This window comes from Polaribacter butkevichii (genome assembly GCF_038024105.1).
Classification (GTDB): Bacteria; Bacteroidota; Bacteroidia; order Flavobacteriales; family Flavobacteriaceae; genus Polaribacter; species Polaribacter butkevichii.
This window is the reverse complement of record NZ_CP150661.1, coordinates 1,752,484-1,772,159: the sequence shown is the minus strand read 5'-3', so window position 1 is coordinate 1,772,159 and position 19,676 is coordinate 1,752,484. Positions and strand designations below refer to the sequence as shown.

General features: G+C 30.4%; 17 protein-coding genes. 12 read left to right on the top strand and 5 right to left on the bottom strand.

The genetic code is table 11. The features are described 5' to 3' along the window. Nucleotides 1-227: 227 nt before the first annotated feature. Nucleotides 228-1,133, bottom strand: coding sequence for a 3-hydroxyacyl-CoA dehydrogenase (locus tag WG951_RS07490; protein ID WP_105050382.1), 906 nt, complete (start codon nt 1,131-1,133; stop codon nt 228-230). 458 nt (nt 1,134-1,591) lie between these two features. Between WG951_RS07490 and WG951_RS07485 the strand changes: the two genes are divergently transcribed. The 10 genes from WG951_RS07485 to WG951_RS07440 all read left to right on the top strand — a co-directional run bounded on the left by WG951_RS07485 (nt 1,592) and on the right by WG951_RS07440 (nt 12,700). Further along, nucleotides 1,592-2,983, top strand: a complete 1,392-nt coding sequence (locus WG951_RS07485; RefSeq protein ID WP_105050383.1) for an anthranilate synthase component I family protein — start codon at nt 1,592-1,594, stop codon at nt 2,981-2,983. A gap of 190 nt (nt 2,984-3,173) precedes the next feature. Next, the gene (locus WG951_RS07480; RefSeq protein WP_105050384.1) at nt 3,174-3,749 is read left to right on the top strand and encodes an anthranilate synthase component II; all 576 of its coding nucleotides are present in this window, start codon (nt 3,174-3,176) and stop codon (nt 3,747-3,749) included. Between the two features lie 89 nt (nt 3,750-3,838). Continuing rightward, entirely contained in the window at nt 3,839-4,828 is a 990-nt protein-coding gene (gene trpD / locus WG951_RS07475; protein WP_105050385.1) for an anthranilate phosphoribosyltransferase, read from the top strand. A gap of 90 nt (nt 4,829-4,918) precedes the next feature. Continuing rightward, nucleotides 4,919-5,095 (top strand): hypothetical protein, encoded by a 177-nt coding sequence (locus WG951_RS07470; RefSeq protein WP_170062929.1) that lies wholly within the window; start codon nt 4,919-4,921, stop codon nt 5,093-5,095. A 177-nt stretch (nt 5,096-5,272) separates the two neighbouring features. Then, nucleotides 5,273-5,632, top strand: coding sequence for a four helix bundle protein (locus tag WG951_RS07465; RefSeq protein WP_105050386.1), 360 nt, complete (start codon nt 5,273-5,275; stop codon nt 5,630-5,632). 86 nt (nt 5,633-5,718) lie between these two features. Further along, a complete protein-coding gene (trpC, locus tag WG951_RS07460; protein ID WP_068451279.1) occupies nt 5,719-6,507 on the top strand; it encodes an indole-3-glycerol phosphate synthase TrpC in 789 nt (262 codons plus the stop codon). 98 nt (nt 6,508-6,605) lie between these two features. Next, on the top strand, nt 6,606-7,313 hold the full coding sequence (locus WG951_RS07455) for a phosphoribosylanthranilate isomerase (RefSeq protein ID WP_105050387.1): 708 nt from the start codon (nt 6,606-6,608) through the stop codon (nt 7,311-7,313). Between the two features lie 57 nt (nt 7,314-7,370). Next, a complete protein-coding gene (gene trpB, locus WG951_RS07450) occupies nt 7,371-8,555 on the top strand; it encodes a tryptophan synthase subunit beta (RefSeq protein WP_105050388.1) in 1,185 nt (394 codons plus the stop codon). A gap of 122 nt (nt 8,556-8,677) precedes the next feature. Continuing rightward, nucleotides 8,678-9,445: a tryptophan synthase subunit alpha gene (trpA, locus tag WG951_RS07445; protein WP_105050389.1), complete on the top strand. Its 768-nt coding sequence runs from the start codon at nt 8,678-8,680 to the stop codon at nt 9,443-9,445. An 87-nt stretch (nt 9,446-9,532) separates the two neighbouring features. Next, nucleotides 9,533-12,700 (top strand): S41 family peptidase, encoded by a 3,168-nt coding sequence (locus WG951_RS07440; protein WP_105050390.1) that lies wholly within the window; start codon nt 9,533-9,535, stop codon nt 12,698-12,700. A gap of 69 nt (nt 12,701-12,769) precedes the next feature. Here WG951_RS07440 and WG951_RS07435 read toward each other — a convergent pair whose 3' ends face one another. Further along, nucleotides 12,770-13,606, bottom strand: coding sequence for an FKBP-type peptidyl-prolyl cis-trans isomerase (locus tag WG951_RS07435; RefSeq protein WP_245893551.1), 837 nt, complete (start codon nt 13,604-13,606; stop codon nt 12,770-12,772). Nucleotides 13,607-13,718: 112 nt separating this feature from the next. Here WG951_RS07435 and WG951_RS07430 point away from each other — a divergent pair, with 112 nt between their 5' ends. Next, on the top strand, nt 13,719-13,952 hold the full coding sequence (locus WG951_RS07430; protein ID WP_105050391.1) for a CDGSH iron-sulfur domain-containing protein: 234 nt from the start codon (nt 13,719-13,721) through the stop codon (nt 13,950-13,952). A 210-nt stretch (nt 13,953-14,162) separates the two neighbouring features. Beyond that, complete coding sequence (locus tag WG951_RS07425) at nt 14,163-16,376, top strand: FUSC family protein (protein WP_105050392.1); 2,214 nt, start codon at nt 14,163-14,165, stop codon at nt 16,374-16,376. A 94-nt stretch (nt 16,377-16,470) separates the two neighbouring features. On the opposite strand, the gene WG951_RS07420 is transcribed toward WG951_RS07425, so the two are convergent. The 3 genes from WG951_RS07420 to WG951_RS07410 are packed head-to-tail and all read right to left on the bottom strand — an operon-like array spanning nt 16,471 to nt 19,657. Next, nucleotides 16,471-18,087 (bottom strand): amidohydrolase, encoded by a 1,617-nt coding sequence (locus tag WG951_RS07420; protein WP_105050393.1) that lies wholly within the window; start codon nt 18,085-18,087, stop codon nt 16,471-16,473. Nucleotides 18,088-18,135: 48 nt separating this feature from the next. Further along, complete coding sequence (locus WG951_RS07415) at nt 18,136-18,888, bottom strand: hypothetical protein (RefSeq protein ID WP_245893552.1); 753 nt, start codon at nt 18,886-18,888, stop codon at nt 18,136-18,138. Between the two features lie 49 nt (nt 18,889-18,937). Continuing rightward, complete coding sequence (locus tag WG951_RS07410; RefSeq protein ID WP_105050395.1) at nt 18,938-19,657, bottom strand: hypothetical protein; 720 nt, start codon at nt 19,655-19,657, stop codon at nt 18,938-18,940. Between the last annotated feature and the right edge of the window lie 19 nt (nt 19,658-19,676).

Here is a 19,676-nt window from a genome sequence, read left to right as displayed (position 1 = left end):
TTGTTTGGTTAAATATGATGTTTTCTATGATTTAAAAAGGAGAACTAATAAAAATGTAGTAAGGCTAAGTTTGGCCTGTGGTTAAATGAATACTTAATTTTTTTGTAAAGTCAAATCAAAAATATTTGGCAGACTTTATTAAAACACACTTCAAAAAAAGCCTAAAAGCTACTAAAGACAAAATTTATGATTAAGTATTTAAGCTGCTAATAAGTAGAGTTAAGTTGTTATGGTTTTATTTTTAAGAAATCAGAATCTAAGAATCTAGGGTTTGGATACTTGTAAAAACCTTCACCTGTAGAAATACCTAATTTATTTTTATCAATAAAATTTTCTTTCAAGTATTTTACCGTTTTAAAGGCAAGTGGTTCTTGTGTTTCTTCTGCAGATGATAAGTTAATATTATAAACCGTGTTTATACCAACAGTATCTAATATTGCAAAAGGACCAATTGGAGCTCCAGTAGCTTTCATCCATGTTTTATCAATTGTATAAGGGTCAGACACTTCTTTAACTAATAAGTCTAAGCTAGCGCTTAATAAAGGTACTAATAATGAGTTTAATATATATCCAGGTTGCTCTTTGTGTAGAGGTAATGGTAACATTCCTATTGCTTTAGCAAATATAATTAAGTCTTTAAAAATTTTAGGGTCTGTTGTAGGGTGTCCCATTATTTCTGCCGTGTTATGTTTCCAAATATTATTAGCAAAATGTAAAGCTAAAAACTGCTTTGGTCTTCCTGTGGAATCAGCAAGTTGACTTGGTAGAAGTGTAGATGAATTTGTAGCAAAAATTGTTTTTTTGGGAGCAACTTTAGCTAAGCGCTCATAAAAACTTATTTTTATTGCTATATTTTCTGGAATAGCCTCAATCAATAAGTCAGCATCTTTTACGGATTCTGTTAAATTTGAAGTATAAGTTAAGTTTTTAAAGGTTATATCTAATTGTTCTTGAGTTGCGTTTAAATCTGATTTAAAAGCCTTAGCGATTATTTTAAATTTTGATTTTGCTTTTTCTAAAACTTCATCATTAATATCGTAAATAGTTACGTTAAAACCTTGAAAAGCAATTTGAAAAGCAATTTGATAACCTAAAACACCACTTCCAGCAACAGTTATATTTTTATATTTCATTTTATTTTTGCTAACATAGTGTATCAATATTATTGATGCATTATATATTGTTTAGATGTACATAAAGTTACCATTTTCAATCAAACTAAACAATTCTTTTTCAGTTTAATAATGATTTTATTTTAAATAAAATCTATCTAAACATTGCCTATTTTAAAAATCTATCTTATTTTTGTTTCAGAATGAAAAACAATACAAAAAATACTTGGTGGTGGAACTCTCTTAATTCATAAGTGAGAAGAATCCTATATGTATATATAACATAAATTAAAAAAGGCTTATCTCACGATAAGCCTTTTTTTTATGATGATTTTTTAAATCATCCAAAGTAAAAAAGAATAGACAAATGTTCCCTCGAGCATTACTAAAACCAAAATATATTTGGTTGAAAGTATCGAACGCAGTTCTCGAGAGGTTCTAAAAAGGTCTCGACTGCGCTAGACCAAACAAAAAGTAACATGAAAAAATTACAGTTTAAAACAATTCACAAAACAAAGATTGCAGATACCGTTACACCGGTTGGTTTGTATTTGCGTTTTAGAGATAAATACGCTAACACTTTGTTGTTAGAAAGTTCAGATTATCATAGTAAAGAAGAAAGTTTTTCATTTATTGCGGTAGAGCCCATTTTAACGATGAAAGTGGACGATTATCAGTTTTCTGTTTCTCATAAAGGAACACAACTAGATCAGCAACCTATCAACAAAAACTTTTATGAATTGTTTGATAAGTTTACCAATGCTATAGATTTAGAGTGTCCAGCCGAATTAAAATCGTTCAACGGATTGTACGGGTATACAACCTTTGATTCTGTTCAGTATTTTGAGAATATTCAATTTAAAAACAAAAAAGCACCCTCTGCAATTCCAGAAATGCAATACAGTTTTTACCGTTTTATTATTGCCATCAATCATTTTAATGATGAAATGACGCTGATAGAAAATGTAGAAGAAGGTACAGCATCTCGTATTAAAGAAGTTCAAACTATTATAGATGCACAATCTTTTAATACACAAAAATTCGAAATTGTAGGCGAAGAAACTTCAAATACAACAGGAGAAGAATTTATCGATTATGTTAGAAAAGCAAAATCACACTGTAAAAGAGGTGATGTTTTTCAATTGGTTTTGTCACGCCAATTTCAACAAAAATTTAAAGGAGACGAATTCAATGTTTATAGAGCATTACGTTCTATAAACCCGTCGCCATATTTATTTTATTTCGATTACGGTTCATTCAAATTAATGGGATCTTCACCAGAAGCACAAATTAAAATTTCTGCAGGTAAAGCCACTATCAATCCTATTGCAGGTACGTTTAGAAGAACGGGCGATATGGCAGAAGACATTAAGTTGGGTAAAAAATTATCCGAAGATAAAAAGGAAACGGCAGAACACGTAATGTTGGTAGATTTAGCCCGTAACGATTTAAGCAAACATGCCGATAAAGTTACTGTTGAGGTATTTAAAGAAGTGCAGTATTTTAGCCACGTAATTCACTTGGTTTCTACGGTTAGAGGTAAGATTAAAGGAAACCCAATAGAAATTGTTGGAGACACTTTTCCTGCCGGAACCTTAAGTGGCGCGCCAAAGTACAAAGCAATGGAGTTGATCGATAAATATGAAAATCAAACCCGTGGTTTTTACGGAGGAGCAGTCGGAATTATCGGTTTAGATGGTTCTGTAAATTTGGCCATTGCCATTCGTTCTTTTGTTAGTAAAAACAATGTTTTATATTCGCAAGCAGGCGCAGGAATCGTTATTCATTCCGACGAAGAAAAAGAATTACAAGAAGTAAATAATAAGTTAGCAGCTTTAAAGAAAGCGTTAATTTTAGCAGAAAATATTTAGGGCGTTTTAATAGGCTTTCCACTATATCTTTTTTCCGAAAAAGAAAAAAAGGATGCCGTTTCAATCCCTAACGCAGATAGTCAATTTTAAGTCATTACGAGGAGTTTTTCCGACGAAGTAATCTCTTAATAAATAAACAGATTGCCACAGCAAATGAAAAATTTGCTTCGCAATGACAATTAGAAAAAACATGAAAATATTAATTTTAGATAATTACGATTCGTTTACCTATAACTTAGTTCATATGGTAGAGAAAATTACAGGAAACTTTCCTGCAGTTTTTAGAAACGACGAAATCAGTATTGCAGATGTAGGCACGTATGATATCATTATGTTATCTCCAGGTCCAGGAATTCCGGATGAAGCAGGAATCTTAAAGGAAGTCATTAAAACATACGCCGGTGTAAAACCAATATTCGGAGTTTGTTTAGGTTTACAAGCAATTACAGAAGTTTTCGGAGGAAAAATCATCAATTTAGACGATGTTTTTCACGGAGTTGCCACAGAGATGAGGGTCTCAGACCCTTCAGCCACTATTTTTAAAGATGTTCCAGAAACATTTATGGCGGCACGTTACCATTCTTGGGCAGCAACAGACGAAGGTTTTCCAAAAGAAATACAAGTAACCGCAAGAGATGAAGATGGATTAATTCAGGCAATTGAACACAAAATATTTCCAATATCTGCGGTTCAGTTTCATCCAGAATCTATTTTAACAGATGTTGGTGAGCAGTTGGTTACTAATTTTATTAATGCAAATAAGTAAAATGTCTCCTCGAGCGCAGTCGAGAGGTTAATTTAGTTCTCGACTGCGCTCGAACGGACATATTAGTTACTGAAATAAATTCAGCATAAATGAAAAATATACTTAACAAATTATATAATCACGAGAGATTGTCTAAATCTGAAGCAACACAAATCTTAAAAGATATTGCTGCAGAGAAATACAATGATGCGCATTTAGCATCATTTATGACGGTTTTTATGATGCGTCCAATAACTGCAGATGAACTTGCTGGTTTTAGAGATGCGTTGGTAGAATTGGCTATAAAAGTAGATTTATCAGATTATAATACCATAGATATTGTTGGTACAGGTGGCGATGGAAAAGATACGTTTAACATATCAACACTAACTTCTTTTGTAGTTGCAGGAACAGGACAAAAAGTAGCTAAACACGGTAATTACTCCGTGTCTTCTCAGTCTGGTTCTTCTGATATGTTAGAAAGTTTTGGGTACAATTTCACCAATGATGAAAACATTTTGAGAGCACATTTAGAGAAAGCAAACATTTGCTTTTTACACGCTCCAAAATTTCATCCAGCAATGAAAGCTGTAAGTCCTACAAGAAAAGCGTTGGCATTAAAAACGTTCTTTAATATGTTAGGTCCTTTGGTAAACCCAAGTTCACCTAAAAACCATATGTTAGGGACTTTCAATTTAGAAATTGCACGTTTGTATAATTACATTTTGCAAGAAGAAGATATCAATTATGGTATTATTCACGCGTTAGATGGTTATGATGAAATTTCGTTAACAAGCGGATTCAAGTTCTTTACTAAAAACGGAGAACAAATTATAAATCCAGAAGATTTAGGGCAGAAAAGAATTCAGCAATCAGAAATATTTGGAGGGAATTCAGTGGCAGATGCAGCAAAAATCTTCAAAGCTATTTTAGAAGGAAAAGGAACAGAAGCACAGAATAATGTGGTTTTAACAAATGCTGCTTTTGCGTTAACAATTGTTGATGAAACCAAACCTTTTGATGCAGCTTTTAATGAAGCAAAAGATTCGCTTTTTGGATTGAAAGCAAAACAAACATTAGAAAAATTAGTAAGTTTATAATTAGAACGTCATTACGAACGAGGTTACGAGTGAAGTAATCTGTTTATAAAAAAAGGTTGCTTCGTTCCTCGCAATGACAAACAAGATAAAATGGCAAAAAAGAAAAAAAATATAATTCTAGTAATTCCTGCTTTTTTAATAATGGGAGCAGCAGTAGGACTTCAAACAAAAGATGTTATAAAACAGACTTTGGTTGGTTTGATTGTTGGAGTTGTAATTTACTTTTTCTTAAGTTATAGAAATAAAAAAATAAATAGTAATAAATAAAACGTCATTCCGAAGATTATTGAAATTAAAATATTTTTTAATTGAAGATACTCAAACGAAGTTTGTGACTGAAGAAATCTTGTAATTTAAATGAACAGATTGCTTAGTACCTCGCAATGACGGAATAATAAGATAAATAGTAAATAATTAACAATTACGAATTAGAAATTACGACTTATGAAAAAGGATAATATAATTCAAATCAAAAGTTATAATTTCGCAGTTCGAGTTGTTAAACTATACAAACATTTATCTCAAGAAAAGAAAGAGTTTGTGTTGAGTAAACAATTGTTACGCTCAGGAACATCAATTGGAGCAAATGTTGAAGAAGCAATTGGAGGACAAAGTAGAAAAGACTTTTTTGCTAAATTAACGATTGCTTATAAGGAAGCAAGAGAATCTCATTATTGGATTCGTTTATTAAAAGATACTGACTTTTTATCAGATAAAGAATCGGAATCATTATTGACAGATATTGACGAAATTTTAAAAATTATCGGAAGTATTCAAAAAACAGTAAGAAATACAAATTCGTAAGTAACAATTACTAATGAACAATTACGAATTATGAATTAATGTAACTAGAACTCGTAATTCATAATTTAAAATTCATAATTAATTATATGACAATTTTAGATAAAATAATCGCATTTAAAAAGAAGGAAATAGCTAAGATAAAAGCCGAAGTTCCTGTTCAGAAATTAGTACAAAGCCCTAGTTTTGGAAGAACAACTTTTTCATTAAAAAAATCGTTGTTAGAAGTTGGTTCTACAGGTATTATTGCAGAATTTAAACGTCAATCTCCTTCTAAAGGAATTATTAATGACAAAGCAACCATTGCAGAAGTTACTAATGGCTATTTAGATGCAAATGTGGCGGCACAATCTATCTTAACAGATACTTCTTTTTTTGGAGGTTCTATGGCTGATTTGATGGAAGCAAGAATCATCAACCAACAAAAACCAATTTTAAGAAAAGATTTTATTGTTGATGGATTTCAGATTGTAGAAGCAAAAGCAATTGGTGCAGATGTCATTTTATTAATTGCGTCTTGTTTAACAGCAACCGAATTAAAAAACTACGGAAACTTAGCAACAGATTTAGGTTTAGAAGTTTTGTATGAAATTCATACGCAAGAAGATTTAGATAAGATTAACGATTTAGACAATAAAATTATCGGAATCAACAATAGAAATTTAAATACTTTTGAAGTCGATTTGGAGCATTCAATTAAGTTAGCAGGTCAAATTCCGGATACGTGTTTAAAAGTTTCTGAAAGCGGAATTTCTGATCCTAAAATTATTACAGGATTAAAAGAGTTTGGTTTTCAAGGATTTTTAATTGGAGAAAATTTTATGAAAACTGATAATCCGGGAGAAGCTTGTTTAGATTTTATCAATCAAATACACTAAAAAAAAGTGTAAACGTGTAATTGTTGAATTGTGTAAAAAAGAGTTTGAGTATAAATAATTACACGATTAAACATTTACACAATTAAACCATAAAAAGAATGAAGCTCAAGGTTTGCGGAATGAAATATGTAGAGAATATCCAACAAGTTGCGGATTTGCAACCTGACTATTTGGGTTTTATTTTCTATGAAAAATCAAAAAGAAATTTTGAAGGAATTATTCCAGAGTTTTCAAAATCAATCAAAAAAACAGGTGTTTTTGTAAATGAATATCCAGAGATTGTAATTTCTTTAGTAGAAGAATACAGAATAGACGCTATTCAATTACACGGAGATGAATCTGTTGATTATATAAAAGAATTAAAATGTCAGTTCGAGCGCAGTCGAGAACTAAAGATTGAAGAAAATAAAAGTATCAAAAAGCAAAAAAACAAGCACTACATTTCTGAAAATGAAGTTGAGGTTATTAAGGTTTTCGGTATTAAAGACGAGTTTAATTTTGACGTTTTAAAGCCTTATTTAGAAGTTGTAGATTTCTTTTTGTTTGATACAAAAGGAAAGGAAAGAGGAGGAAACGGAACAAAATTCGATTGGTCTGTTTTAGAGGAATATCCTTTTGATGTACCTTTCTTTTTAAGTGGAGGTATTGGATTGGAAGATGTAGAAGAGGTTAAAAAAATAATGAAATCAGATTTACCAATTTATGCATTAGATGTAAATAGTCAGTTTGAAAGTAAACCAGGAGTTAAGAAAATAGAAGAATTAGAAAAATTTAAAAAGAACGTCATTACGAACGTAGTGAAGTAATCTGCTTATTAATTAAGAGATTGCCTTGTTCCTCGCAATGACAGAATATTATAAAATATGAAATCAAAATTTCACCCAGACAAAAACGGTTATTACGGACAATTTGGAGGCGCATTCATTCCAGAATTGTTATATCCAAATGTGAAAGAATTAGAAGATAATTACATTCAAATATTAGAATCTGATGAGTTTCAAGAAGAATACAAATCGTTATTAAAAGATTACGTTGGTCGCCCAAGTCCGTTGTATTTGGCAAAACGTTTATCAGAAAAATATGGCGCTTTTATTTATTTAAAACGAGAAGATTTAAACCATACAGGCGCACATAAAATAAACAATACTATAGGTCAGATTTTAGTTGCTAAGAAATTAGGGAAGACTAAAATTATTGCAGAAACAGGCGCAGGGCAACACGGAGTTGCTACCGCTACTGTTTGTGCTTTAATGGGCTTAGAGTGTACTGTTTTTATGGGAGAAAAAGATATTGAGCGTCAAGCGCCAAATGTTGCTCGTATGAAAATGTTGGGTGCAAAAGTAATTCCTGCTTTAAGCGGAAGTAGAACTTTAAAAGATGCAACAAACGAGGCAATAAGATATTGGATTCAGCATCCTGAAACCTTTTATTTAATTGGTTCTGTTGTTGGCCCACATCCATATCCAGATATGGTGGCCCGTTTACAAGCGGTAATATCCGAAGAAATTAAATGGCAATTAAAAGAGAAAACAGGAAAAGAAAATCCGGATACAATAATTGCTTGTGTTGGTGGAGGATCTAATGCTGCTGGTGCTTTTTATCATTATATGGATGATGAAGATGTAGAACTTATTGCTGTAGAAGCTTCTGGTTTGGGAGTGAATTCTGGAGAAAGTGCTGCCACTTCTCAATTAGGAGAAGTAGGGATTATTCATGGTTCTAAAACCATTTTAATGCAAGATGAATACGGACAAATTGTTGAGCCTTATTCTATTTCTGCAGGTTTAGATTATCCGGGAGTTGGCCCTTTACATGCTTTTTTATATGAAAGTAAAAGAGCCAAATTTATGGATGCAACCGATAAAGAAGCGTTGGCTGCCGCTTATGAATTAACTAGAATAGAAGGAATTATTCCTGCTTTAGAAAGCGCGCATGCTTTGGCTGTTTTACCAAAAATTAAATTTAGAAAAGACCAAGTTGTGGTAGTAAATTTATCGGGTAGAGGAGATAAAGATTTAGAAACGTATATCAATCACTTAGAAGACTGAAACTAATGTCACATCGAGTGAATTTATGAGGAATGAATAAATTTGTATCGAGATGCAATTAGTTCTCGATACAATTTTCTCAAAAAATCGAAAATTACTCGAACTGACAAAACAACATAAATATGAATTCAATTCAAGAATTATTTCAGAGAAAAGATAAAAATTTATTATCTATTTATTTTACTTGTGGATATCCAAAATTAGATGATACCACTAAAGTGATATCAGAACTAGAAAAAAGTGGTGTAGACTTTATAGAAGTAGGTTTGCCATATTCAGATCCTTTAGCAGACGGACCAACTATACAAGATAGTAGCCAGAAAGCATTAGAAAACGGTATTAATTTAGATCTTATTTTTGATCAATTAATGACGGTTAAAGAAACCAATAAAACACCTTTAGTTTTAATGGGATATTTAAATCAGATGCTTAAATATGGTGAAGATAAATTTTGCCAGAAAGTAGTAGATTGTGGTATCGAAACGGTTATTTTACCAGATTTACCAATGGTAGAATTTGAAAATCATTATAAAGATTTATTTGAAAAATACGGACTTACAAATGTGTTTTTAATAACTCCGCACACATCCGAAGAAAGAATTAGAAAGATAGATGCTTATTCTAAAGCTTTTATTTATGTGGTGGCTTCTGCTTCTATTACAGGGGCAAAAGGTGATATTTCTAACAATCAAGTTGCGTATTTCGAAAGAATTAAAAGTATGAACTTAAAGAGTAATCTAATTATTGGTTTTGGTATTTCTGATAAACAGACATTTACTACTGCTTGTAAATATGCAAACGGAACTATAATTGGTTCTGCATTTATAAAGAATTTAGGTTTAAACGGAATTGATAAGATTGATGATTTTATAAAACCGATAATTAGTTAAGGAATTCTTAAATATTTCTTAAAGAGTCTTTTAAAAAAGGCTAAGCATTTAATAAAGTTTATTTTAGTCATTAAATACCTTACTATAATGATTAAAAAAACTTTATTTGTGTTTGTAGTATTCTGTACTACAACTCTTTTAACTGCCCAAAACACTTTTATAAGAATGCCTTCTATCAGTCCGGATGCTTCTAAAATGGCATTTAGTTATGACGGGGATATTTGGGTTTTAGATTTAATGACTAACCAAACTAAGCGGTTAACCATTCATCAGGCTTATGAGAGTAATCCTATATGGAATCCAAATAGTAGTCAATTAGTTTTTACATCAAACAGAAGAAAAAACACCAATATTTTCAAAACGAATTTAAGTGGCGGAATTCCAGAGCAATTAACCTTTTATCCAACAACAGACACACCTAGTCAATGGAACTCTAATGGTGAAATTATATTTTCTAGTAATAGAATTTACAAAGGAACAGAAAGAGAAACATCTATTTATAAAATTGATGAAAACGGAGAAACTCCAAATCGTTTTATGACCGCTTTAGGTAGTCAGGCTTCAATTTCTCCAAATGGTAATTTTGTTGCTTTTGTAAAAGGAACTTGTAGAATTTCTAGAGAAGATTATAATGGTCCTGCACAAAGAGATATTTGGGTTTATAATTTAAAAACGAAAGCATATTTTCAAATTACTACTAGTAATAAAAATGATCACTCTCCACTTTGGGACGCTCAAAACAACCTGTATTATATAGGTTCTAAAAGCGGTAGATACAATATTTACAAAACATCCTTAAATGTAGATGGAAGTAAAAGTGATACTGAAAATAAATTAACAGATTTAAAAGTGAATGGAGTATTATCTTTTTCTGTAAGTAATAATGGAAGTGTTGTTTACAACAGTGGGTTAGATGTTTTTAAAATACAGAATCATAAAACATCAAAAATAAACCTAAACTTAACTACAGATAATAGATTTGAGTTAAAAGAAACAGAAACGGTATCTAACGGAATTAAAGATGTACAAGTATCTCCTAATGGTAAATTAATTGCTTTAAGTATTAATGGCGAAATTTTTGTAAAAGAAAATAATAAGGATAAAATAAAAAGCAATAACGTTAGTAAGCATCCTTTTAAAGATGATAATCCTTTTTGGATAGATGATAATACATTAGGTTTTTTATCGGATAGAGATGGTCAAAATGAACTTTATAAAGTGGTTTCTACTGATGATAAAGTTGATTTAAGCAGAAGTTTAAAAACAAAAATAACGAGACTTACAAAAAGTAAAATAGATGTTTTTGAACCTTTAGTAGCACCAAACGGAAAGAAAATTTCTTACAGAGTTGGTAGAGGTCAATTAATAATTGCAGACTTAAAAGATGGTAAAATAGTAAGCCCAAAAAGTTACTCAGATTCTTGGGCAGCAGCAGAAGGCGTTTCTTGGAGTCCGGATAGTAAATACATTGCTTACTCGCAAGAAGACTTAAATTTTGACAGTGAAATTTATATTCAATCTATAGAAAATCCATCAAAGAAAATGAATGTTTCTATGCATCCAAGGTCAGATTCTTCTCCAGTTTGGAGTCCTGATGGAAAAAAACTTTCTTTTGTTTCTAATAGAGCAGGAGATAGAGGCGGAATAAATTATGATACTTGGATGATTTGGTTAGAAAAATCTGATTGGGAAAAAACAAAAACAGATTTTGAAGATGGCGATTATTATAGCACTAAAGAAGAAGCTAAAAGCAAGGTAGAAAAGCCTGTTGTACATGTAAAAATAGATGAAGATAAAATTTACGATCGGTTAGTTCAGGTAACTAATTGGGCAGGTAATGAGTATGGTAGACTTTTTAGTGCAGATAGTAAAAGTATGTATATTTCTGCTACAGACCCAGCAACACAACAAAATGGGTATTATAAAATAGATTTAAAAGGAGGTAAAGCAAAATTAGTTAAAGATGTTTCTAGTGTAAATGGATTTAGTTTGCATAAGGATAATTTATATTATTCTTCTAAAGGACAATTAAAATCATTAAACTTAAAGACAGATAAAGTAGCTTCTTTTTCTCATTCTGCAACCTATACAACGGATTTTAGTAAATTAAATGAACAAGTTTTTGAAGAAGGAGTTAGAGCTATAACAGCAGGTTTTTATGATCCTAAATATCATGGTTATAATTGGAGTAAGATTGTAGAAAGATATAGACCTATGGTTTTGGCAGCAGCTACCAAGCAAGATTATTCTTTTATGTTTAATAATATGTTAGGGCAATTAAATGCAAGTCATATGGGCTATAGAGGAGCAACTCCAGAAAAGGTTTCTGATGATAAAATAGGATTGTTAGGTTTAGATGTTTCTAATGTGAAAAATGGCGTTAAAATCAATTTTATTTTACCAAACTCTGCTGCAACAAAAAACAATGTTTCTTTGCATAAAGGAGATGTTATTACTGCTGTAAATGGAGTGAAAATTAAAGAAAATACTAACTTTTATAGTTTGTTGAAAAATAGTTCTGAAAATGAAATCTTATTAGATCTAGCTGATAAAAGAGAAGTTGTGGTAAGAACAGAATCTACCAGAACGATTAGTAATTTACGATATGAAGAGTGGATAAACTCTAGAAAAAAGTTAGTAGATGAATATTCTAACGGACAATTAGGATACATTCACATACAGGGTATGAATTTACCAAGCTTTGAGCGTTTTGAAAGAGAACTAAAAGCAAGTGGTTATGGTAAAAAAGGAATTGTAATTGATGTTAGAAATAATGGTGGAGGTTGGACCACAGATCGTTTAATGGCAGTTTTAACGGTACAACAACATTCTTATACAGTACCAAGAGGAGCTACAGATAATTTACAAAGAGATAACAAGAAGTTTGCAGGAAATTATCCTTTTAATGAAAGAGCTTTATTGGCTGTAAATACAAAGCCTTTAGTTGCTTTAACTAACGAAAGCAGTTATTCTAACGCAGAAATTTTTGCACATGCTTTTAAAAGTTTTAAGCTAGGCAAAGTTGTTGGACAACCAACATTTGGTGCCGTAATTTCTACCGGTTCTCAAAGATTACAAGACGGTTCTATTAGAATGCCATACAGAGCATGGTATGTTAAAGAATCTGGTATGAATATGGAAAATGGACCTGCAGTACCAGATGTTTTAGTGCAAAATAAACCAGGTTGGAAAGCAAGGGGAGAAGATGATCAACTTAAAAAAGCCGTTGAAGTGTTATTGCAAGATTTGAATTAACGTATATATTATAAAATAAAAAAAGCGAAACTTAATCAGTTTCGCTTTTTTTATGAGTTTTAAATTGGGTTAGTTTACACTAATCAATTTTATTTCAAAGACTAAAACGGCTCCTCCGGGTATAGTACCATTTCCAGCTTCACCATAGGCTAAATTAGAAGGGATTAAAAGGATTCCTTCTCCTCCTTCTTTAAAAAGTTGAATTCCTTCTGTCCAACCAGAAATAACGTTATTTAGGTTTGTGGTAAACCCGTTTAAATTTTCGTCAAAAACACTTCCATTTAATAGGTAACCTTTATAAGTAACAGTAACATTAGCAGTGCTACTTGCTGGTTTATTTCCATCACCTTCTTTGGTTTTTACATAGTATAAGCCAGAATCTGTTTTTGTTGCTACTAAATTATTATCATCAATATATTTTAAAATTGAAGCATCATTTTGAGATTTATAATCAGGATAAGAAGCCTTAAGTTTTATTTCGAAAATTAAAACAGTACCTCCAGGAATTGAACCAGAGCTATTGCCACTTTCTCCAAAAGCTAATTGATAAGGTATTAATAAAGTTGCGTCTCCGCCTTCTTTTAAAAGTTGAACACCTTCTCTTAAGCCATCAATAACTAAGCCTAAATTTAATATAATAGATTCTCTTTCATCATAAATAGTTCCGTCTAACAAATAGGCTTTGTAATCAACCTCTACAATATCGTTTTCTGTTGGCCTTGTTCCTGTGCCTTCATTATTAATAACGTAATATAAACCAGAATTAGTTTTTGCAGTGTTTAGGTTGTTCTCTGAAATGTATTCTAGGATGTCTGCTTCCGTTTGTGGCTCAAAAGTAGGAGAGTCATTACCAACACAAGAAGTAAAAAGAATTAAAGAGAAAAATAGATATACGTATGATTTCATTTTATGATTTTATAAATTATTGGCTAATATAATAGAATTACAAATCATTCTATAACTTCAAAATAGAAATTAATCATAAAATTGCTTATATTGATACTCTAAAATAAAAAATATGAAATTACCAAAAAGAGCAGGAAATGCATCTATTGCAGTAGCATTAGAAGAAGGAAAAAACTACGCTTGGTGTACTTGCGGGTTATCGGAAAAACAACCGTTATGTGATGGAAAGCATAAAGGAACAGGAATGAGCCCAAATGTGTTTACTGCAGAAAAAACAGAAACAAGAAATTTATGTGCTTGTAAAGCCACTAAAAATGAACCCTTTTGTGATGGTTCTCATAGATAGTAAAAAATAGTATTTTAGAGAAAATTGGTGTTATGTGTTACTTAATGAGGTATTTTCTTTCAATAATCAGGGGAAGAAAATTCGCCTTTTTTCTCTTTAATAATATTGTAATTAGTATATAAAAACATTCTTTTATTTATCAATTTAAAATGATTAAATAAATAGACTTACCTAGAAAAAACTTCTTAAATTTGAGTATTAATTTTATGTATGATTAAAAATTTAATTAGATATTTTAAAGGGGTGTATTTTATTAAAGCACTGGTGGTTGCTTTAGCAATGGTAATTCCTGTACTAATATCTATTTATTTTTTTGATAGCTTTAAGATAGGGTTTAGTATTGCCTTAGGAGCCATTTTCTGTGCTCCATCTGATATTTCTGGAAGTTTAAAACATAAGTTTTTTGGTATTGTTGCTTCCATTTTTTTAACTTTTGTAGTAACGCTATTAATTGGGAGTTTTACGAGTTACTTTGTTTTAATTCCTTTATTAATTATTCTTGTATTTTCTATTTCATATCTTTCTGTTTTTAGTTTTAGAGCATCTTTAATTTCATTTGCAGGCTTAATTTCACTTGTTTTGGCTTTGGCACCCCATAGTATAGAAATTTCTGTTTTTGAGCATTCGTTACTTATTGCTTTGGGGGGTATTTGGTATTTATTTTTAACCACCTTAACAGAGTTAGTGTTACCAAAATTACAAGTAGATTATTTGTTTGTTCAATTAATTGAAAAAACGGCAGAGTTTGTAAAAATTCGTGGAAAGTTATTGGTAGATACAGAAAATAGAACAGCCCTTTTAGAAGAAAATTTTAAACTTCAAGTAGATATTAATGAACTGCATGAAACGATAAGAGAAGTTGTTTTAGAAAAAAGGTTTAGCTTGGTTTTTAGTAATAGAACAAGACGTCAACAGCTAATCTTTTCTAAAATTATAGAAATATATGAATTAGCTATTTCAAACACGGTTGATTATGACAAGTTTGATGCTTTGTTTAAGGAACATCAAGAAAAAGTAGATGAGTTTAAACTATTAATTTTTGAAGTTTCAAAGAGGTTAAACCACATTTCAAAAGTTATTTTAAAAGAAGAAAAACTTACTTTTCATAATAATTTTAAAATTCTACTTAAAAAAATACAAAATCATATAGAAATCTATAAAGTTACTGTTGGCTTGCCCGAATCTAGAGAAGGAGTAATCTTTTTATTAAATTATAAAGCGTATCAAGAAAAGCAAATTGGTAATTTAATGGATATTTTTAGAGTATTAGATAATTATTCTAAAAACGATAAAATTAGGGCCATAAAAGATGCCGAACAATTTTTAACTCCTCAAGATTATGACCTTAAAAAACTAAAAGCAAACTTTAGTTTAAAGTCGCCCATATTTAGGCATTCGTTAAGATTAACACTTACCATGCTTATTGGTTTAATGATTGGTTTTGCAATTGATATGCAACAGCCTTATTGGATTCTATTAACCATTGTGGTTATTATGAGACCTAGTTATGGCTTAACCAAAGAAAGAACAAAACATAGAGTATTAGGTACGTTAATAGGCGCTACGGTAGGTGTTGGAATTGTTTTTTTAACGCAAAATCCAATTATTTATGGTCTGATATCTGTATCGTCTTTAATTATTGGTTTTTCTTTAGTGAAACAAAACTATAGAAACGGAGCTGCATTTATTACCCTCTATGTTATTTTTATTTATGCTTTAATGAATCCTAATATTTTAACAGTTATAAAGTTTAGAGTTTTTGATACCTTAATAGGTTCTCTTTTGGCTTATGTAGCTAATTACTTTTTTTGGCCAGCGTGGGAAGCTAAGAATATTAAGGAGTTTTTCTTAAATTCTATAGAAGGTTTTTCTAAACTATTGATACAAATAGATTTGTTTTATCATAAAAAAGGAGAAGTCCCTACCGAGTATGCTCTGGCAAGAAAAGAAGCTTTTTTACAAGTAGGAAACTTAAATGCAGCTTATCAAAGATTGGCACAAGAACCAAAATCTAAACAAGAAAATATTGTAATATTTTACGAGTTAATGACTATTTTTAATACCTATTTATCCTCTCTATCTTCATTAGGCATGTATATAAGAACTAATGAAACCGGTAAGGTGCCAAAACAATTTGAAATTTATATAAAGCATATTTTATTTCAGTTAAATAAAGCAATAGCCATTTTAAATAATGCAGAAACTACTGCTAATTTAGATAGTGAAGAGCTTACTATGGCAACAAAAAATTATGAAGATTATTTTCATAATTTATCAGCTTTAAGAGATGCCGAAATAAAAAAAGGATTACCTATTTCTAAAGAAATGAGATCGCAATTACATGAAACACAATTAATTTCTGAACAAGTTAGGTGGTTGTTGAGTTTGTCTGAAAGTTTGGTGAAAAACATTAAAAAAGTTTAGCTCTAAGGTTGTTTTAATTTCGCTTTTTTATAAAAACACCTAAAACTTTAAAACAAGTTTTAGGTGTGTAAATTGTTGTAAAATTGCATTGTTATTAATACACTTTTTCTCCATTTAAGTATGTTTCAACTGCTTTTGTTTTAGGAATTTTATCACCTTCTACTTTCATAATATCTTGATTTAGAATTACAAAATCAGCAAACTTGCCTATTTCAATAGAACCTTTTTCTTGTTCTTCAAAATTAGAATATGCAGCCCAAATAGTCATCCCTTTTAAGGTTTCTTCTCTAGTTAGAGCATTTTCCATCTGAAATCCGTTTTCAGGGTAATTATTGATGTCTTTTCTAATGGTTGCTGCGTAGAAAGTTAAAAAAGGATTTACTTGTTCTACAGGGAAATCTGTACCTAAAGCTATTTTTCCGTATTTTTTTAATAAATCTTTATAGGCATAAGCCCCTTGCATTCGTTTGGTTCCAATTCTGTCTTTTGCCCAATACATGTCAGAAGTTGCGTGGGTTGGTTGTACAGACGGAATAATATTATCGAACAAATCAAAATCTTCTGGAGCAATAATTTGAGCATGTTCTATGCGCCAACGTCTGTTTTTGGCATCTTTTAAAACCTCTTTATACGTTTTTAACAACCAAGTATTTGCAGAATCGCCAATGGCATGTGTGTTCATTTGAAAGTCTGAAGCTGCAATTTGTTTGGCAATTTCTTGATATCTCTCTGGTGAGTAGATTAATGCTCCAAAATGGTTATCTCTATCAGTATAAGGTTTACGCATTGCAGCACCTCTAGATCCCAAGGCGCCATCTCCATACACTTTAAAAGAACGCACATTTAATCGATCTGTTTTTAGTTTTCCTTTTTTTATGTAATAATCAATTTGTGCTTGCTTATCACCAGAAATCATTGCATAAATACGCATTTTTAGACTTCCATCTTGTTGTAAACTATCAATTAATTCAATTACTTGTTGATCAATTCCTGCATCATCAACAGTTGTTAATCCGTAAGAAAAAGAAATTTTCTGAGCATCTAATAAACCTAGAATAGCTTCTTCTTTTGTGGTTTCTGGAAAAGGAATAAAATCCATAGCAGCATCAATTAGCACACCTGTTAACTCTCCGTCTTTGAGTATAATTTCTCCACCAGAAACTTTTGTGTCTTTTGTTATTTTAGATAGGTTTATAGCAGCCTGATTAACCAATAAAGCATGACCATCAACTCTACCAATAGCAACGGGAATTGTAGGGAATAAAGAGTCTAACTTTTTCTTTGTAGGAAACTCTTTTACTACCCAATCATTTTGATCCCAACCTCTTCCTGTAATAAAAGTTGAATTTTTTTCTTTTTGAAAAGCTATCAGTTTTTGTAAAACTTCATCGTAGCTTTTTGTACCCATTAAATCTACTTTTTGTTGTTGTAAACCCATTCTGTAAAAATGACAATGTGCATCAATTAAACCAGGGATAATTGTTTTGTTTTTTGCATCAACAATAGTTAAAGCATCGTAGTTTTTTTTGATTTCTTCGGATGTTCCTACAGCAATAAATTTTCCGTCTTTAATGGCAAAAGCACTTGCTTTTTCAAAATGATCATTTACTGTATAAATATTAGCGTTAATGATAATTGTATCTGCTTTTTGTTGTTTTTTGCAACAAGTAAGAGCTATTGATAAGCTAAATAAGAAAATAATTTTTTTCATATTGTATTTGGATTATAGGATATAAATTTACAAAAATCAAATGACTATTTATTTAATTTGAAAATGAATATGATCATCATGCCTTACAGCTGCACAACCATGAAATCTTATTTTAGTATGGTGAAGTTTTAATCTAGCTGTAAGATGAGGTTCTATAAATAATTTACTTACTGCATTATTTTTTAAAATATGAGTAATAAGACTTCTGGTAGCTTTTTCTGAGAGTTTTAAGTTTGTATTAAAATTACCTAGCGTAATATATTTGGTAAAATCATATTGCCAAAACCCTTTTTCTTTACAAATTTTAGCTTGATGTATTTCATTTTTTGATGGTGCTACAAAAACACCATAACCAGTATTTGATGGTTTTAAATTTGTTAGATTTCCTTTTTTAGTTTGATAGATAAAAGAAATATCAATTTTTTTTCCATCATTATGGCTCAAATGCGGAAGCAGAGGAAAACCGTTTATAAAAGGGAAGTTTGCATCTAAATAGATTACTTTAATTGTAGGATACTCTTTTTGCATACTTAAAGAAACAGTAGTTAAAACAGCAGCCATTTTAGGAGTAACATAATTTCTGTTAAAGAGCTTCGTTATAAAATTATGTGCTTGTAGCTGTTTGTTGTTTTCAATTTGAACACGACCAAATATTGGGGCAACTTTAGGGATTATTAAAAAAGTACTTGTTGCATATATAAAGATGAAAAGTAGTATTCTTTTAAGCTTGTATTTTGTGCTTTTATGAGAAACAATAAGTAAAGAAATAAAATAAATAACCCCACCAATTTGAGTTAACATTGTTAGAGTGAAGAAGATGAATAGGTGCAAAAATCCTTTAATAAAAACTTTAATGAGCATTTAATATTTTTTCTGCCTCAGAAATTACGTTTCTATGTTTTCTGGAATTCACCTTACTCATTGCTCCGATTTCTGATATAATTTCCTTTAAAACCTCTTTGGCAGCTGCTTTTTTATCTCTTCTAATTAAAAATTTAGAAAACTCTAGCCTTTCATCGTAATTAGAATATCTTTTATCAATTTTTTTCAATTCAATTTCTGCTTCTTCAAATTTGCCTTTTTGTTCTAAAGCCAAACCATAAAAATAGATAGTGTCTTTAAAGTCTTTTTCTAAATTTATTTTTTGTGAATATTCAACAACCTTATCAAAATTTTTGATTTCAAAATAACAACGTATCAATTTATTTAAAGTGTATGGTTCGTCTTTAAAATTACTATCTAAAGCTTCTTCATACTGTATTATTGCATTTTTAAAATCTTTAATTTCGGCATAACCATCAGCCAAATTAATCTTATTTTGAAATGTGTTAGAAAACTCTAACGCTTTTTCTAAGTCTTTTATCTTTTTAGATGGGTTGATAATTGTAGTAAGTTCTTCCGTGATATTGCTAACATCCTTTTTGTTAATTACCTGTGTTAAGAGGTAAATAATACAACCAAGTAACGGGATAAAAAAGATAATAAAATACCAATAGAAATTATTTTTATTCTTGTAAGCATGATACACACAAAAAACTTGAAAGGCAATAATAAAATAGTAATAGAACATGATGTAAATGTAATAATAT

What these genes read in the sequence shown, in the direction of transcription:
- trpB (WP_105050388.1), top strand. Translation starts at nt 7,371, where the DNA reads ATGAAATCAAAATTTCACCCAGACAAAAACGGTTATTACGGACAATTT.
- WG951_RS07420 (WP_105050393.1), bottom strand. Translation starts at nt 18,087, where the DNA reads ATGAAAAAAATTATTTTCTTATTTAGCTTATCAATAGCTCTTACTTGT.
- WG951_RS07455 (WP_105050387.1), top strand. Translation starts at nt 6,606, where the DNA reads ATGAAGCTCAAGGTTTGCGGAATGAAATATGTAGAGAATATCCAACAA.
- WG951_RS07410 (WP_105050395.1), bottom strand. Translation starts at nt 19,657, where the DNA reads ATGTTCTATTACTATTTTATTATTGCCTTTCAAGTTTTTTGTGTGTAT.
- trpD (WP_105050385.1), top strand. Translation starts at nt 3,839, where the DNA reads ATGAAAAATATACTTAACAAATTATATAATCACGAGAGATTGTCTAAA.
- WG951_RS07485 (WP_105050383.1), top strand. Translation starts at nt 1,592, where the DNA reads ATGAAAAAATTACAGTTTAAAACAATTCACAAAACAAAGATTGCAGAT.
- WG951_RS07465 (WP_105050386.1), top strand. Translation starts at nt 5,273, where the DNA reads ATGAAAAAGGATAATATAATTCAAATCAAAAGTTATAATTTCGCAGTT.
- trpC (WP_068451279.1), top strand. Translation starts at nt 5,719, where the DNA reads ATGACAATTTTAGATAAAATAATCGCATTTAAAAAGAAGGAAATAGCT.
- WG951_RS07425 (WP_105050392.1), top strand. Translation starts at nt 14,163, where the DNA reads ATGATTAAAAATTTAATTAGATATTTTAAAGGGGTGTATTTTATTAAA.
- WG951_RS07435 (WP_245893551.1), bottom strand. Translation starts at nt 13,606, where the DNA reads ATGAAATCATACGTATATCTATTTTTCTCTTTAATTCTTTTTACTTCT.
- WG951_RS07470 (WP_170062929.1), top strand. Translation starts at nt 4,919, where the DNA reads ATGGCAAAAAAGAAAAAAAATATAATTCTAGTAATTCCTGCTTTTTTA.
- WG951_RS07440 (WP_105050390.1), top strand. Translation starts at nt 9,533, where the DNA reads ATGATTAAAAAAACTTTATTTGTGTTTGTAGTATTCTGTACTACAACT.
- WG951_RS07415 (WP_245893552.1), bottom strand. Translation starts at nt 18,888, where the DNA reads ATGTTAACTCAAATTGGTGGGGTTATTTATTTTATTTCTTTACTTATT.
- WG951_RS07430 (WP_105050391.1), top strand. Translation starts at nt 13,719, where the DNA reads ATGAAATTACCAAAAAGAGCAGGAAATGCATCTATTGCAGTAGCATTA.
- WG951_RS07480 (WP_105050384.1), top strand. Translation starts at nt 3,174, where the DNA reads ATGAAAATATTAATTTTAGATAATTACGATTCGTTTACCTATAACTTA.
- WG951_RS07490 (WP_105050382.1), bottom strand. Translation starts at nt 1,133, where the DNA reads ATGAAATATAAAAATATAACTGTTGCTGGAAGTGGTGTTTTAGGTTAT.
- trpA (WP_105050389.1), top strand. Translation starts at nt 8,678, where the DNA reads ATGAATTCAATTCAAGAATTATTTCAGAGAAAAGATAAAAATTTATTA.